Raw genomic sequence first — 15881 nt, forward strand, 5'->3', positions numbered from 1 at the left:
GCCACAATACCTAAATAAATTATTGTAATATCACAAGTTATTGTTATATGACAATTAGTTGGTAAAACTTAACACTTGCCCCGTGCCAGGGTTGTACACCACGCCATTACCTATCTCTAAGGTCAGGCTCTCAGTCGGTATGCCCGTCTGAGGGTCTAATTTTACGGCCGCGCTTTGATGGTACACGCACAAATCCAGCCCAGGGACGAGAGTGCCATCAATGGCGGTGCCGCTGCCACCTGCGCCGCCTATCATGGAAACAATAAAGCGGACTTTGCGGGCATCTTGCCCTTGAGTCACGTTACGCGGCGCCGATTGCAGCACGGCATTAAATACGCGCTGGCAACTGTCTTGGCTCATAGCCGTGGCATCAGTATTGGCGCCACTCACTGCATCGGTTGCAAAACCAAATCTTGGGTCAATCGCGATATTGGTGCCATCTAACACCACATTAGCATTACGGCGACCATCGACTTCCCACTGGGAGCGAGTAAAACCTACGGCAGTCGCAAGCCCACCCGCGACACCATCAACGCTAGCGTTTTCAGCATCATCCGTGACATTAAGGAAGCGAGGAATAGCGGTAGCCGCCAAAATTCCTAAAATCACTATCACTATAACCAGTTCAATAAGAGAAAAGCCGTGATTATTATTCACCCGACCGACTCTGAATAATTGATGTGTCATACACTAACCCTATGTCGAATATGGATATATTCTACTCGTTTTTGTCAACAAACTAAAGCATTTTGGCAGCCTAAACTATAAACCCGCCAAAAAACTGACTGTACCGCTATCAAGATCATAAAGGATTAACGAGCCATTTACAGATTCATATTTACACGCGTTAGCATCATCAACATATATCGCCATTAGCTCATCCGTTGCTAGGTCACTCCCCAATAACTGCCACCATAATCGCTGGCAGCCAGCATTGTCATGACTATCAGGTAATGGCCAGCCGCCGGTGGACATAGTGATAACGATTTTACTGGTTGGCTTTGCCTCATTATTGATGGCGAACCAATCAAGGTGTAGCACTTGCGGGCGGTTAACGCCGAGCCACTGCGCGCGCACCATAGCTAACACGTTAAGCAAGCGCGGATGCTCTATTTCAAGCCCTTTCGCGGCCATGCTAGGTAACACATCAAAATACTTACTTCCTAAAATACCAAGCAGCAATAAGATGACAGTCACACTCACCATGCGCCGATAAGCAGTGAGTGGATTGATTTTTTCCGAAGGCATCCCACCCATATCAACTAGCCGCCTTTAACTACGTTGAGCATGTCCCACATAGGTAAGTAAATCCCTAAGGCGAGTACAAGCACAATCGCGGCCACAATCCCAATCAAAATGGGTTCCAGTTTGGCGGTTAAGTTTTTTAAATCGTAATCAACTTCGCCTTCATAAAAATCAGCAGCATCATTAAGTAATTGATCTATCTGCCCGGTTTCTTCGCCTACGGCGACCATTTGCAATACCAAGGGAGTGAACAACTTACATTGATTAGACACCCGCAGCAGTGAATCGCCCGATTCAATCCCTTTGCGCATGCCGACTATGCGGTCATGCATATAAGCATTATCTACGGCGTCTGCCACTAAGCTCAGTGCCTGCGTCATAGGCACGCCAGCACTTAACATCATAGAAAAACTGCGGCAATAACGGCTCAAGGTTGAACGTTCAATAATGCTGCCAACGGCTGGCATATGTAATTTCCATTGATCCCATTTTTTCTCGCCAGCATCTGTCTTAAGCCAAGACTTAATGCCAAAAATAGTGCCACCGACTACGGCAAGCATCAGCGGCCAGTAGTTAACAAACATATTGGAAGTGCCAATGAGTACTTTAGTGGCCCAAGGTAAATCGGCGCCAAAGCGGCTAAACATGGAAGCAAACTTAGGGATCACCATGATATTTAAAATCACCATAGCAAGGCTAATGGCCACCAGCACAAATACTGGGTAGCGCATCGCCGATTTAATCCGCTTACGAGTCTCCATTTCGCGCTCGATATAGCCAGAAAGCTGCAAAAACGCTTGCTCTAACTTACCTGTGTTTTCGCCCACATGAACCATAGAGACAAATAAGGATTCAAATACCTTAGGGTGTTGATTCATGGCGGATGATAATGGCCGACCCGCCGTTAGCTGACTGGAAATATCATGCAAGGTCTCTTTAAGCACCTTGGATGAAGTGGTATCAGCTAAACCTGCTATGGCTCTAAGCATAGGAATGCCGGAGCGCGTTAACGAATACATTTGCCGAGTAAAAATTTGCAGCTCATCTAACCCCACTTTGGGAGCCATTAACGCCTTAAAATCTATGCCTGTCGCTGGCTTTTTTTCGGATAATTCCAGAGGAATAATGCCGCGTGACAGCAACACATCGGCGGCCGCATTGACGCTAAGCGCCTCCAGTTCGCCTTTAACTAAGGCGCCTTGCTTATCGCGGCCCTTATAACTAAAGCTCGGCATCAGAGGTGTCCTTATTCAGCATTTGACGTAGGCTTGCTAGCAATTTGCGAATCTTCAACATCTTCCACCAGCTTGGCCACTTCTTCTAAGGTGGTCATGCCATTAAATAAATATTCAATGGCGGACTCTGCCAACGGGGTAAAGCTTGGGCTGCGATAGGCCGCCTCAGCAAAATCTTGTGGATTACCGCTGCGCATAGCGTTAACCATGCTTTCATCGAGTTCCAGAATTTCAAAAATACCGATACGACCACGATAACCACTGCCATTGCAGCTTTGACAACCTAAACCCACCTGAAACTTATGCTCAGGAATCGGCCGCGAAGTCACGTTCATAATCCAACTTCTGTCTTGCGGCGTAACTTGATAAGGCGCAGCGCAGTTATGGCACACCCGCCTAACGAGGCGCTGAGCAATAATCACTCGTAAGGCGCTGGCGACCAGATAGCTGGCAGCGCCCATATCCAGTAAACGCAAGGCGCTGGTGATGGCATCATTGGTGTGCAAGGTGGATAACACAAAGTGACCCGTTAACGCGCCGCGCAAACCGATTTCTACGGTTTCCCGATCGCGCATCTCACCCACCATGATAATGTCAGGGTCTTGGCGTAACGTGGTGCGCAGTACGCTAGAAAAATCTAACCCTATCTTGTGGTTAACTTGCACTTGGTTGATCCGCGGCAATTGATATTCCACTGGGTCTTCTACGGTAATTATCTTGCTTTCTGGCTGATTCAACTCAGATAAAATCCCATACAAGGTCGTGGTTTTACCGCTACCTGTGGGGCCTGTTACCAGCAGCATGCCGTGGGGGCGCTTAATCTGTTTACGCACCCGCGCTAAAATCGCGGGCGGCATGCCGGTTTCATTGAGCGTTAATAAACCTGCCGACTGGTCAAGTAAACGCATTACCACAGATTCGCCATGATAAATGGGCATAGTCGACATACGCACATCTATCTTATGGCCCTTGATTTCCAGGCGAAAACGACCATCTTGTGGCAAACGTTTTTCGGAAATATCCAACCCTGCCATCAGCTTTAAGCGCAGCACTAACGCGGCGGCAATATTGACTTCATTGAGGGTGTTTTCATGCAACAGACCATCGACCCGTTGGCGAATACGCAGCACTTTTTCGCCAGGCTCAATATGAATATCCGACGCGCGCATTTGCACTGCATCTTCAAAAATGGAATGCAGTAACCGCACTACCGTCGTATCACTGTCGCTATCGGCGGCGGTTAAGGCGCCAAGATCGAAAATATCATCGGCGGCGTATTCTTCTTCCAGCTTACCGGCAATGGCAGCGATTTCATCGGTACGTCGATAAAGAGTATCAAAGGCACTAAGCAACTGCCCCTCTGGCGATACGGCGATATCTAAGCTTTTAGGCGCAAACAACATCTCTAAATGATCGAGCGCTTGCAGATCGGCAGGATCGCTCATGGCGATTAAAATGGAGTTACCGCGATCTTCTAATACCAGAGCGCGAAAACGGCGCGCCTGTACTTCGGATAATAAATTGACTACCTGAGATGGAATGGCGCGGCGGCTAACATCGACAAATGGCAAATTAAGCTGTTGTGATAAAAATCGAAGTAATTGATCTTCTTCAATCAGCTTTAAATCTATCAAGGTACGGCCAAGCTTTTTGCCCGATACCTTTTGCTCTGACAATGCCTGCTGCAGATTTTCTTCAGAAATAATATGTTCTTGAACTAAGAGGTCACCTAGACGCATCTTTAACTTAGGCTTCATAAGCTCCCTCCTAACTGGGATAAACGATTTTCAATATAATTTCTCGCTGAGGCCGACAACCCTGGCGCTTGCAGCGCATTACGATAGGCTTGAGCGGCATCTTGATAACGCGCTTGCGCGTCCATGGCATACGCTAACCCCAGCCACCAGCGGCCAACATCAGGCTCAATCCCCACGAGCTGGCGATAGGCTTGTTCTGCTTGCTCAAATTGCTTGGCATTTTGCGCCCAATCTCCGAGTTGGATCCATTTTTGTAGCGCCATAGCGCTGACATCAGGGATTTTTGCAACCGTGCTAAGCGCTTGGATAACCTGACCATTGGCGTGCTCTATCCGCGCTAACAGCATAAGTAAGTCACTGTTAGTGGGCGTTAATCGTAAACCTTCATTGAGCACTTGCTGCGCTGGCACCAAGCGCCCTTGGCCAAATTCAAGCACGGCCAGCTGAATTCGAGCGGGTACTAAGCTTGGGTCTAGCACTAAGGCTTGCCGATAAGCATTAATCGCCGCAGGTACATCATTCATTTGATTGGCGGCATAAGCCTTATCCATATAAGTTCCCGCCATGCGCGCTGGCGCTTTAGTCACGGTAGTGATAGTTACTGGCTCATAGCGAGCAGGTTTAGCTGGCACCGTGGCAATACTGGTTTCGTGAGCGACTGCGCTTTCACTAGCTTCAGTGTTTACACTAGCTTCAGCGCTGTCACTCGCTTCAGAGCCACTAAACTCATCATTGTGAGCCATGCTCTCATCTTCACTCAGCGTGACTATATTATTGCCGTTATCGGCATAGCTATCATCAGATCCAATCGATTCTTGAGCAGAGTGCTCTGGCTCAGTGCGTGTCACAACTGCTTGAGTTGATACGGCTTGAATAGGTACAGCAGCCATGGCTGTCGCTGCTACCGGGTTAACACTACCAGTCTGCAATTGAGTCAGCGGCTGAATATTTGCCCCATCACTATTTGGCGCGCTTGGCCGCGCAAGCGTATTGGCAGCAGCAACTGTTGCCGTGGCTTCTGCTGGCGCGAGCTCTTTTGGTGCTGCGGTTGGCGCAGTAATTGGCGCCATTTGCGCCGCATAAGTAGGCTGCGAGCTAGCTTGCTGTATGTCCGCAGCAGGCAAAGATTCAGATGATGCTAATGACTCAGGCGCAGCCGATTGCGGCGTACCTTGCATTAAACCAGGTAAGCGCATGCCCATCCAAGCCGCGCCTAACATAAGCACCAACGCAACAGTGCCTAAGACAATCAGTGACCAAGGTTTTTTAGCTTGGGCGCTGGCCAGTTGGGCGCCATAGGCTTTGGCTAAGGCTTGATGATTAACGTTAACGGCCGACACTAAAGCGGCATCGGCCTGATTGCCATGATTGTGACCATGTGTATCGTCAGCAATCGGCGGCTTTAGCTGACCTCGTTCATCGAGATCTTTTAGCATTTTATTGATAACGCTCATAATAAACGACCAGTCATAACACTTGCCGCAGCCGCTGCCACGGCGGCGCAGCCAAATATTCCTAACCAACGCCACAAGGGGGACGCCGTCGGATTGGCATCTTCAGTATCTGAAGCCGCCGAGCGCACTTGTTGCAGGCTCACTTGCTGACTACCTTCACCAAAACACACCAATAAAGACTTATGGCAAATCACATTGATAAGCCGTGGAATGCCTCTAGCCGCTTGAAACACTAAGCGGCAGGCTTTAGGATTAAATAAGGCTTGAGTGCGATTACCCGCCACCGACAATCTGTGGTGAATATAATCTCGCGTTTCATTTTCAGTCAGTGGCCGCAGGCCATAACTAAAGGTAATTCGTTGGCGTAATTGCCGAAATTTATCTGTAGCTAAACGCTCATCTAATTCTGGTTGGCCAAACAATACCACTTGGAGCAGCTTAGTTTTTTCAGTCTCAAGATTGGTAAACAACCGCAGTGCTTCGAGGGATTGGTCAGGTAACGCCTGCGCTTCATCCAGCACTAACACTATGCGTAAACCTTGCGCCGCCATCTCTAATAATTTTTGCTGAATTAAGCTGCCTAATTGCTGACGGTCGGTGGCTGTGGTTGCTGCAACCCCAAGCTCCATCGCCAGCGCCCAGCGCAATTCATCCGGCTCAAGAAAAGGATTGGGCAAATAGGCGCAATAATAATTAGTGGGTAAGTCATTCATTAATTTGCGGCAAATTAATGTTTTACCTGTACCCACTTCACCTGTGACTTTGATAAATCCTTCGCCGGTCAGCAAGGCAGTAGTAAGCACCTGCAGCGCCTCATGATGAGGCGGCAGGCCAAAATAAAACTCTGTGTTGGGCGTTAAGGTAAAAGGCGCCTGCGTAAAGCCAAAGTGCTGCAGATACATAGGCGGCCTTATTCCTGCGGCTTAGTAGCTTGCTCTTGAGGATACCAGCGATTTAATAAGGCTTCGGTTTTGAGCAATTCTTGGCGCCAAGTATCAGCCCCCACCACAATCGGCTTTAATAAAATCACTAATTCAGTCTTTTGCTTGCTCTTTTTACGGTTAGTGAAAATCTCACCCAACCAAGGAATATCCCCAAGAAACGGTACCTTAGAGGTGATTTCTTTATTGGCAGCCTTCATCAAACCACCGATCACCACCACATCGCCCGAAGCCGCTTTAATGATGGTGTCAGACTCACGAATTTCACTTTGCGCCAATGGCAACTCTAAGATGCTATCGCTAATTTTGATGATTTTAGTCTGCTGAGTCACATCGATAACCGATGGGTGAATGTGCAGTAACACATTGCCTAACTTATCGATTTGCGGCGTGACATCGAGCGCGATACCCGAGAAAAATGGCGTAAGCTCAACATCCGGAGTAGTGACTGGCGTGGCAGAAGCTACGGTTGTCGATGACACGTTAGTGACAAAGTACTCATCGGTGCCAACTTTAATCACGGCCTTTTGATTGTTAGAGGCTGTCACTCGCGGACTTGATAACACGTCCACATCGCCTTGGGTGTCGAGCAAGGTAATCATGGCGCTAAAGTCTTTATTAGAGACTTTAATTGAGGTCAGATTACCTAAGATAGCAGTCACAGTATCGCTAGCGCTGCCTGTGGCACTGGTACCAAATTCAACATCGGTACTGCCAATATGGCCTAACACGTTATCCCATTGAATACCTTGCTGATAACCATCTCCCAAAGTCACTTCTAGTACTTTGGCTTCGATGATGACTTGGCGCTGCAGATGATTTTCAGCCGTTTCTAAAAAGTTACGCACTTGGCGCAACTCATTGGGCAGAGCGCGCACTGTCACTAAGCCTGCCTGCGGTGTCAGCACTACCTGCCGTCCACCACCGGTTTCACCTATGATATTGACTAAGTTCTCTTTTAACTCACCCCAGAAGTTGGTCTCTGTTACCGAGCGAATAAAGGTGCCATTGGTTTCTTGGCTATTACTATTGCCATTGCTGTTACTGCCATTGGATGAGTTCGAGCTGTTGTTACTTGAACTTCCGTTAGAGCCATTATTGCCGCTGCTCGAATTGCTGTTGCCATTATCAGACAAGCGCCCTGCAGACACTGACGTCATAGATAAGCCTTGGCGCTGCATATACAAGTAATTGAGCGGGAAGGTTTCGGTGCGCATACCCGATGGGAATACCCGCATGATATTGCCACTGACATTCACGTCAAAGCCATACATGTCTTCCACTACCTGCAACACTTCATTTAAGGTGACATTTTTAAGTGACAGCGTAATAGCGCCGCTCACATTGGGATGCACCACGACGCTAATTGGCGAACCTGCCACTAAGCTTGGGAAAAAGGCGCTGGCCGGCACATCATTAGCAGCCACGTCAAAGCGACGTTCGGTTGGCTGAAATTGGCTTAAACCAGCCAATAGCTGTGATGACGCCAGTTCTTTTTGCACTTCATCTGGCATCACCGCGGGAGGAATTTCTTTTGGCGGCTGCGGCGTATCTGGATGCAGTATGCCGGCAATCGCTTCTTTTGCAGCAACAGGCTCAGGTCTATCTGTGGTTTGGCACCCCAAAACTAACAAAGAGAGTAGCGCGGAAATCGCAGTTTTTTTTATCATTTTTGGGTTCCTAACTGACTAGTGACACCTTGGAAAACAACCAATTTCCGACCATCGGCCAGTATCACGCTATTATCGGTAATCCGTTGAATTTGGGTATCAGCTATCTTGCTACCCACCTGATATAACTGATTATTTATTAAGGCGTAGCGCCGCGACGCTGAAGTCACAATCGAATGCAGCTTTAAACCGCGATTGGCCGTTGCATGTGCGCCCGACATAGCGCCAGAAGACACTAACGGCCGCGTTGGGTCGCGCAGCATCTCAGCCCACGCGCTGTGCGAGCAGCATACTAGCAGCAACAAACTCAACGACAGATTAATTCGCCACACTGATGAAGTCCTTATTGATGCTTAAGGTGTAAAATTCGAGTATCACCTCGGCCTTAGGATAATTAGTGGCGTCATAATCTAAACGCTGCCAATAAAGCTTGTCGGGCAAGGCTTCAACTGCTTTCACAAAATTGAGTACAGCGAAGTAGTCACCCTTAAACTTGATTTCCACCCCATGGTTATACAAGTTCAAATTGGTGCCGTGATCATCTTCTAAGACCAAGAGCGGCTTAGGCGTTAACGAATTAAAGCTTGTGACTTCAAGCCCCTTGGTTTTTGACAACAAACCACTCAAGAGTTTGGGCATATGATTGGCAGGCACAATATTATGGCTAGCAAAATCATTATCAATTGCCAGCAATTGCTGCTCAAGCAATTGTTTGCGCTGATTAAAATCTGTGTTGGGGTCTATGGCTAAGCGATCTTGATAAAGCGCAACCTGCTGCTTTGCAATCTTAATCTGCTTAAGGTGCTGCTCTAGCTGCGCCTTTTCTTTAGTGTATTGCTGAAAATAGCTATCAAGCGGCAAGTAACACAGCATGAATAGGACAACAACCACAGCCAAAGTAATCATGCCGCGCTCACGCTGGCTCAGTAAATCAAACTTATCGCCAAGCTCATGCCACTTTTTCAAATTTTTATTCATTTACCCACACCTCCCGCAGCCACAACGGGAGCTTCTGGTTGGGAAGTTAAGCTAAAGGCTAAAGGCTTAGCATCATCCCTTAACATGGTCATGGCCGAAAAAGCATAGCCCTGTAAGCTTCTGGTTTGCTTTAACTCATCAATCCAAGTCGGTACATTTTCGGCTTTAAGGGCGAAGCCATATAAGCTCACGGCTTGACCTTGAACTTCGATTTTACTGAGCCACACGCCTTGCTGCGGCACGCTAGCAAGCTCAGTCATCAGCGGTGAAAATCCCTCGCTAGTGATAGTGCTGCGTCTATCGAGCTCAGTCAGTAATAGCTGCTTTACTCGCAAGCGCTGAGTTAATAAATCCACTTCAGCGACTAAGGCAGGATCGGGTTTACGCTCAGCTAATTGCCGCTCCATAGTCTGCACTTGAGTTTGCAATTCGCTGGCTATAGCTTGCTGAGTTTGTAGCTGCTGCTGCTGATGATTAATCCAATAACTGGCGAAGGTCACCATTAATACACCAATAGTCAATAGGGCAGCCGAGGCCATCACTAGGTGTTGAAATGACAGCAGCAATTTTGGTGGTAATAAATCTTCATTAAATAAGTTTATTTTTGTTTTCAATGATCGACCTCATTTAATAAATTAGCGCAGGCTAATTGCGCAAATTTACTACCGACCGATGATTTGGGCAGTGACACTACCGGCTGATTAAAATTCACACCGACTAACTCAGCTAATTTATCACTGGCACCATCGGTCAAAATGCTAATTGAAGAAACTGGGGCTTGACGTAATTGGCTCTCAAAATAATCCATAGAACGTTGCAATTCGAGACTCAAGTTATCCGCAGCGCCGAAATTTAATTCATCTGCACTCACGGTTTCTAACTCTTGAAAGCCCCTAACGCGGCGCTGTAAATACAGCTGACCATTTTTAATTACCGTTAATAACAAGTCTTGGCCGCGATAATGACTCAATATCATCTGCGCCTGCGGCTCTTCACTCGCCAATAAACTCATGGCAATTTCTTCTGTGCTAATGGCCGCTATTTCCGAGCCTTTATCAAAGAAACAGTGAACCAAACGCTTGATATAATCTTTATCCACCACCACCACATTGAGCTTGGCTGACGCTGGCGCTGGCGATTCGTAATAATCTATATGCAACTGAGTGATAGGCAAAGAAACCATGTCTTTAACGGACCACAATAGAGCTTGATTAAGCTCGGGGCCATCGACTGCAGGCTTATCTACTTGCAATAATTGGTAACGCTGGGCTGATAAAATGATATAGCAGCGGGATGGACCATAATCGTGCAAAATTTGGCTAATAACAGCTTCGAGGTTGTCGTTGACTAATGGGTATTCAATATCGTCTTGATCAGAGTCAATTTGGTGCACCCACAGGCCATCGCTAGCCAAATAAATGCCCAGTGAAGTTTGAATAGTCTTTTTATGCCAGAAGAAAATTCTCTGCCACCATGATTTTTCCATATTATTTTATCTACGCTAGCTTAACTAACGTGCCTTTTCCCAAGGTTCATATCGGCCGCTATCTGTGTTCAAATATTAATCACTACAGGACGCACACCTATATCCAATTATAAATTTTAGTGAAGATTTAGCCAAACTACTAATAAATAAACTTTAATTTGTTACAAGTTAACATGTTTAGTCGAGTAAATCACCGTAAGCGCCAAAATTCAGACGCTGCTATTAGGTCAATAACAGCGGTTCACCAATAAAGCCACCTTGACCGCCATCCACCCCAAGAATGCTTAATGTTTGCCACTCTTCAAAAGTTTCGACGCCTTCGGCCAGTAACTTAATATCGGTGCGAAACACCCCGCCCATTAAGCTGCGAATGAATAATTGATTCTCAGGGCGCTGATTGACTTGGCGAATCACTGAGCGATGCAATTTAATAATATTAACGCCCAAATCATGCAGGTATTCACTGTCTTGCACTTGTAAACCCACGTGATCGACACAGAGCTTGCAGCCCATGGCTTTGATCATAGCTAGTGGTTCGCGCAGCTCATCTTTATGCTTCACCACAATATCTTCAGACACTTCAAAGATTATTTGCGGCGTTAGCGGCCTATGCTCCATACAAAAATTTGTTAACCATTTAATAAAGGATTTGTTTAAGAGCGAATCGACACTGAGATTCAAACTATAGACAGGCTTACCTCGGCGTTCGCGGCCAAGTTTGGCGACAACAATTTGAATGGCCTGCTTTTCAATCATGGGCATCAAGCCACATTTTTGTGCCATCGGCATAAATAAGGTGGCGCGAATTAAACTGCCATGTTGATCCATTATTCGGGTAAAGGCTTCTGAATGCAGCTCTTGTTTATCTGTGGCCTCCACCCGCTGACAAAACACTTTAATCTGCTGCCTCTCTAACGCATTTTCTAAGATTGAACGCCAGCGCACTGAGCCTTTAGCAAATTCTTCATCTATGGCGCCCTTGTCATACATAAACCAGCTGCTATTACCTTGCAACTGTGCAGCTCGCAGCGCCATGGCGACCTCTTCTAACAGTTGCTGCTGATTATCACCTTCGCGGAAATAAGCTAAACCTAAGTGGAAGAAATTATCTGGCTCTTCTACCTGAGGTAAATTTTGGGCTAAACATATTTTGATAAGCTTTTTAGCTAAGTTTTCGGCCTCGGCTAACGAGATTTGCGGCACTATCATAGCAATTTGGTTATCACTGCGGCGCGCCACTATGCTGTTAGGTAAGCCACTGAGCAAATGGTTGATAGCTTCACATAACTGGCTTAATAATGGCACCAACACGCCCTCACCATGATTTTGTTGCAGCCAATCAAGCTCTTCCAGCTCAAGCACAAATAACACCCCAGGCAAGATCATCTTTTGATTGAGGCTTAAGGCTTCTAAACGACTAGTGAAAAACATCGGGTTACCCACGCCGGTTTGTGGGTCAAGGAAAGTGTTAGAGCGAATAAAGGTATCAAAGCGGGCGCGCTCACGACTGGCATCTTGCAATTTAGCGAGCAACTGAGTGATGGCCCGATTGGCCACCCGCGGCCGTGCTTTATCGTGGAAGTTTTCGGCTTGTATTAAATCATTCTTTAAAATCAACATGCTGCGAGCAGCTAATGCTTCAATCCCTTGTAATTGGCGGCGAAACCAATAATAGCCGCCCATGACTAAGGCGCACACCAGTAATAAGCATATCGCCAGCACTGTGTATTCGGTCGCATCAAGTAATGACCAGACGCTGGGGTCATCCATGCCGATCACAATAGTAATATTGCCTCGCTGCTTTCTGTGTTGCTTGTACGTTGGCGTCTCTTGGGCAATTTCTGGCAGGTAATAAAAGATGCGCTGTTTACCATCAAACACTTGTAATTCTTTAACTTGTAACGCCGCCAACATATCTGACAGCCAAGGCGCATCATGAAGATCGCCTTTACCATAATATTGGTTAAAGATGCTTTGCTGCAGATTGATTAAACGCTGCTGCTGAAATGATTGAGTGAAATGGTTAAAAGCCAATAAGGATGACAACATCATCCCCCCCGCGACCGCGCTTAAGGTGATAAACCAAAAGCCAGTTAATTGTTTAGTTAACAGTCGCGTCAACTGCATCTATGCCATCCCTGAAAAGTAATACTAAAGTGTGATTATTTCTGACTCTGCAACAAAAGGCAAACAACTAAAAACAGGAGCTTAATGCTCCTGTTTTTAAGTGCGTTAATTTGCTGCCGTATAATCAGACAGCATAATCCGGCACTGTGGTAATAGCAGCAACTCCAGATTCAATGGCAGCGAGTGCTACCGCTTTAGCAATTCGCGGTAACAATCTAGGATCCATAGGCTTTGGCAGCACATATTCAGGGCCAAAGCTTAATGAGCTAATGCCTTCATAAGCAGCTAAGACGCTCGCAGGAACTTCTTCTTTGGCAATGGCAGCAATGGCGTGCACTGCCGCTATCTTCATTTCATCATTGATTTTACTGGCGCGTACATCCAATGCGCCGCGAAAAATAAACGGGAAACATAAGACGTTATTAACTTGGTTCGGATAATCACTGCGACCTGTTCCCATGATGATGTCACTTCGCACCCCATGAGCTAGCTCAGGTTTAATTTCAGAATCTGGATTAGAACAAGCAAAAATCACTGGCTTAGGTGCCATTAAGGCAACTTGCGCAGGGCTTAATAAATTCGCGCCCGATAAGCCTAAAAAGACATCCGCGCCATTAATCGCATCATCTAAGCTGCGCTTATCTGTGTTGTTGGCAAATTGCGCTTTATATTGGTTGATATCATCGCGACCAGTATGGATAACGCCTTTTCTATCAAGCATATAAATATTTTCGTGCTTAGCACCACACTTAACTAGCATGGTCATACAAGCAATGGCGGCCGCGCCTGCACCTAAGCACACAAAAATGGCGTTTTCGATTTTTTTACCTTGAATTTCAAGTGCGTTAATCATGCCTGCCGCCGTAACTATGGCAGTACCATGTTGATCGTCATGAAATACCGGAATTTGGCACAGCTCAATCAGGGCTTTTTCGATTTCAAAGCACTCGGGCGCTTTAATATCTTCTAAATTGATGCCGCCAAAGGTGTCGGCAATAGCTTCAACCGTATCGATAAAGCCTTGGGTGGTGCGATGTTTAACTTCAATATCTGTGGCATCGATATTAGCAAAGTGCTTAAACAATAATGCTTTGCCTTCCATTACTGGCTTAGATGCTAACGGCCCTAAGTTACCTAAACCTAAAATTGCTGTGCCATTTGAAATCACAGCGACTGTATTGCCTTTATTGGTATAGCGATAAGCATCGGTTGGGTTAGCCGCGATTTCACGCACAGGCTCGGCAACGCCAGGGCTATAAGCGAGCGCTAGATCTTTACTGTCATTGGCAGGCTTAGTAACAGCGACCGCCATTTTGCCGGGGATTGGAAATTCATGATAATCGAGCGCTTGTTGACGAAAGTCAGTCATCTTGAGGTCCTAGAATACACACTAAAAGTCTTTATGAGGTCGAGAGACTGGCCGTTGTCACCTTATTAGGAACTGCTTAGTGACTTTGCCGCCCAGTCATCGGGCTAACAATACGCGATAGCGCTGGTTATTTAAACCATTCAAAGAGAAATTTTAGCTTTAACATCAGATTGTTGCTCAAGCTTTTATTTATTAATGTTTGCCATAGCTACAAGAGCAAAAACCGCCCACATAAATGTTGATAGATAACATCAAAACTCGGCTAATTGGCTCAATTACGCGATAAATTGATGATAATTTTGGATGAATTACTACCTTGAGGCTTGCGCACGCAATAACGCCATGAAAAAGTTATTTGGCCCTAAACGCAAAAAGACGCCCGAAGGCGTCTTTTCAAAATAATTACCTAAGTAATTACTTCTTACCAAGCATACCGAAACGCTTGTTGAACTTGTCGATACGACCACCGGTATCAGTAACTTTCTGGGTACCAGTATAGAATGGGTGACATGCACCACATACGTCCAAGTGCAGGCTCTTACCAGCAGTTGAATTTACTTTGATAACGTTACCACAAGTACAAGTTGCAGTGATTTCAGCGTATTCAGGATGGATACCTGGTTTCATAGGGATTACCTCAAATAAGGCCATGTCGCTCTCCCAACCCTAAGTTGGGTACCACATGATATTAAAAATCGAATAGGTTTAAGCGGCGGGATTCTACAGCAAGCCTCAGCAACTGACAAGTAGACATCTTAAGCGACTATTGCCGCTTGTTCGTCCGCTTTTAATGTTCATACATGGCTAAGTTCATGGTATTAGTTCATCCGTTCAAATTGCGCGCGCGCAGCGCTCACATCTTGATATTTCGCCAGCAATTCAGCCTTAGGGCAGCTCAAGTCAGCATCAGCGCGCAGCTGGCTGAGTTGGCCACGCACAAAGGCGCTGGGGTTAGCCTCATAAATCGCTAACACAGCGGCATAGACATGAGTTTGCTGACTGACCGCATAACGTGTGGCTATGCTCCACAACGTACCATCACTCACCAGCAAACAAGCAGGCTGAGCTCCGTTAGATGAATTTGTTAAATTAGATGAACTAAATGAGAGGGGGGAGATAGTTGATTTAGCGCCACTTGCCATCGAAGCCATAGAAAGAGTCGCCGCCCCCTGCGAGTTCAGACCATCAGCGGCACCCTTCACATTAACTTTATGCCCAGGGTTTTTATTAGCCAACCTGTTACTCGTCTTAACGACTTGCTGTACTTCAGCGTCAGCAAATAAGGCGATGCTGGCAACTTCTGACCAATGCTCGATTTGATATTCTCGCACCAATAATAGGGCGTTTGGGTCAGTCACATCTTCAACCCCCACTAAAGAGACTTTAAAGTCATTGGCCTCATGTACCATCAACTTCTCTTCACCTTGGGCTTGCACTACAAAAAAAGCGAGCCGATTCATCGCCTTGTTATCTGAGACAATATTGACATGGATTTGTGGGTGCTGCCCTAAGCTAAATTGCTTGGAATGAATACTGATATGCTCAACGCTGGCTAAAGCGCAGCTTGCTGTCATCCATAACAAAATACCTAGGCCGTTAGCCATAATGGTTTTCATGAT

15 protein-coding genes are annotated in these 15881 nt (G+C 46.4%); all 15 read right to left on the reverse strand.

Translation table 11 applies throughout. The features are described from left to right. Positions 1-54: 54 nt before the first annotated feature. The 15 genes from FJQ87_RS17980 to FJQ87_RS18050 all read right to left on the reverse strand — a co-directional run bounded on the left by FJQ87_RS17980 (position 55) and on the right by FJQ87_RS18050 (position 15878). Positions 55-687: a type II secretion system protein gene (locus FJQ87_RS17980; protein ID WP_140933813.1), complete on the reverse strand. Its 633-nt coding sequence runs from the start codon at positions 685-687 to the stop codon at positions 55-57. 75 nt (positions 688-762) lie between these two features. After that, complete coding sequence (locus FJQ87_RS17985; protein WP_168195231.1) at positions 763-1257, reverse strand: MSHA biogenesis protein MshF; 495 nt, start codon at positions 1255-1257, stop codon at positions 763-765. 5 nt (positions 1258-1262) lie between these two features. Next, positions 1263-2480 (reverse strand): type II secretion system F family protein, encoded by a 1218-nt coding sequence (locus tag FJQ87_RS17990; RefSeq protein ID WP_140933815.1) that lies wholly within the window; start codon positions 2478-2480, stop codon positions 1263-1265. A gap of 11 nt (positions 2481-2491) precedes the next feature. Then, positions 2492-4237 (reverse strand): GspE/PulE family protein, encoded by a 1746-nt coding sequence (locus FJQ87_RS17995; protein ID WP_140933816.1) that lies wholly within the window; start codon positions 4235-4237, stop codon positions 2492-2494. Further along, entirely contained in the window at positions 4234-5691 is a 1458-nt protein-coding gene (locus FJQ87_RS18000) for a tetratricopeptide repeat protein (protein ID WP_140933817.1), read from the reverse strand. The genes FJQ87_RS17995 and FJQ87_RS18000 overlap by 4 nt, the downstream gene beginning before the upstream one ends. Beyond that, positions 5688-6593 carry an AAA family ATPase gene (locus tag FJQ87_RS18005; protein ID WP_140933818.1) on the reverse strand — a complete coding sequence of 302 codons (906 nt, stop codon included), beginning with the start codon at positions 6591-6593 and terminating at the stop codon, positions 5688-5690. Before FJQ87_RS18005 ends, FJQ87_RS18000 begins: the two co-directional genes overlap by 4 nt. Positions 6594-6601: 8 nt before the next feature. Next, entirely contained in the window at positions 6602-8302 is a 1701-nt protein-coding gene (gene mshL, locus FJQ87_RS18010) for a pilus (MSHA type) biogenesis protein MshL (protein WP_140933819.1), read from the reverse strand. Next, positions 8299-8634: an MSHA biogenesis protein MshK gene (locus FJQ87_RS18015; protein WP_140933820.1), complete on the reverse strand. Its 336-nt coding sequence runs from the start codon at positions 8632-8634 to the stop codon at positions 8299-8301. Before FJQ87_RS18015 ends, mshL begins: the two co-directional genes overlap by 4 nt. Next, the gene (locus FJQ87_RS18020) at positions 8621-9280 is read right to left on the reverse strand and encodes an MSHA biogenesis protein MshJ (protein ID WP_168195232.1); all 660 of its coding nucleotides are present in this window, start codon (positions 9278-9280) and stop codon (positions 8621-8623) included. Before FJQ87_RS18020 ends, FJQ87_RS18015 begins: the two co-directional genes overlap by 14 nt. Then, complete coding sequence (locus tag FJQ87_RS18025) at positions 9277-9894, reverse strand: PilN domain-containing protein (protein ID WP_140933821.1); 618 nt, start codon at positions 9892-9894, stop codon at positions 9277-9279. Before FJQ87_RS18025 ends, FJQ87_RS18020 begins: the two co-directional genes overlap by 4 nt. Continuing rightward, on the reverse strand, positions 9891-10766 hold the full coding sequence (locus FJQ87_RS18030; RefSeq protein ID WP_140933822.1) for an MSHA biogenesis protein MshI: 876 nt from the start codon (positions 10764-10766) through the stop codon (positions 9891-9893). Before FJQ87_RS18030 ends, FJQ87_RS18025 begins: the two co-directional genes overlap by 4 nt. A 222-nt stretch (positions 10767-10988) precedes the next feature. Beyond that, the gene (gene csrD, locus FJQ87_RS18035; RefSeq protein WP_140933823.1) at positions 10989-12893 is read right to left on the reverse strand and encodes an RNase E specificity factor CsrD; all 1905 of its coding nucleotides are present in this window, start codon (positions 12891-12893) and stop codon (positions 10989-10991) included. A 124-nt stretch (positions 12894-13017) separates the two neighbouring features. Beyond that, complete coding sequence (locus FJQ87_RS18040) at positions 13018-14262, reverse strand: malic enzyme-like NAD(P)-binding protein (RefSeq protein ID WP_140933824.1); 1245 nt, start codon at positions 14260-14262, stop codon at positions 13018-13020. A gap of 414 nt (positions 14263-14676) precedes the next feature. Continuing rightward, a complete protein-coding gene (rpmE, locus tag FJQ87_RS18045) occupies positions 14677-14889 on the reverse strand; it encodes a 50S ribosomal protein L31 (RefSeq protein WP_140933825.1) in 213 nt (70 codons plus the stop codon). 191 nt (positions 14890-15080) lie between these two features. Further along, positions 15081-15878 carry a FimV/HubP family polar landmark protein gene (locus FJQ87_RS18050; protein WP_140933826.1) on the reverse strand — a complete coding sequence of 266 codons (798 nt, stop codon included), beginning with the start codon at positions 15876-15878 and terminating at the stop codon, positions 15081-15083. Positions 15879-15881 lie beyond the last annotated feature (3 nt).

It is taken from the genome of Shewanella sp. SNU WT4 (assembly GCF_006494715.1).
Lineage (GTDB): Bacteria > Pseudomonadota > Gammaproteobacteria > Enterobacterales > Shewanellaceae > Shewanella.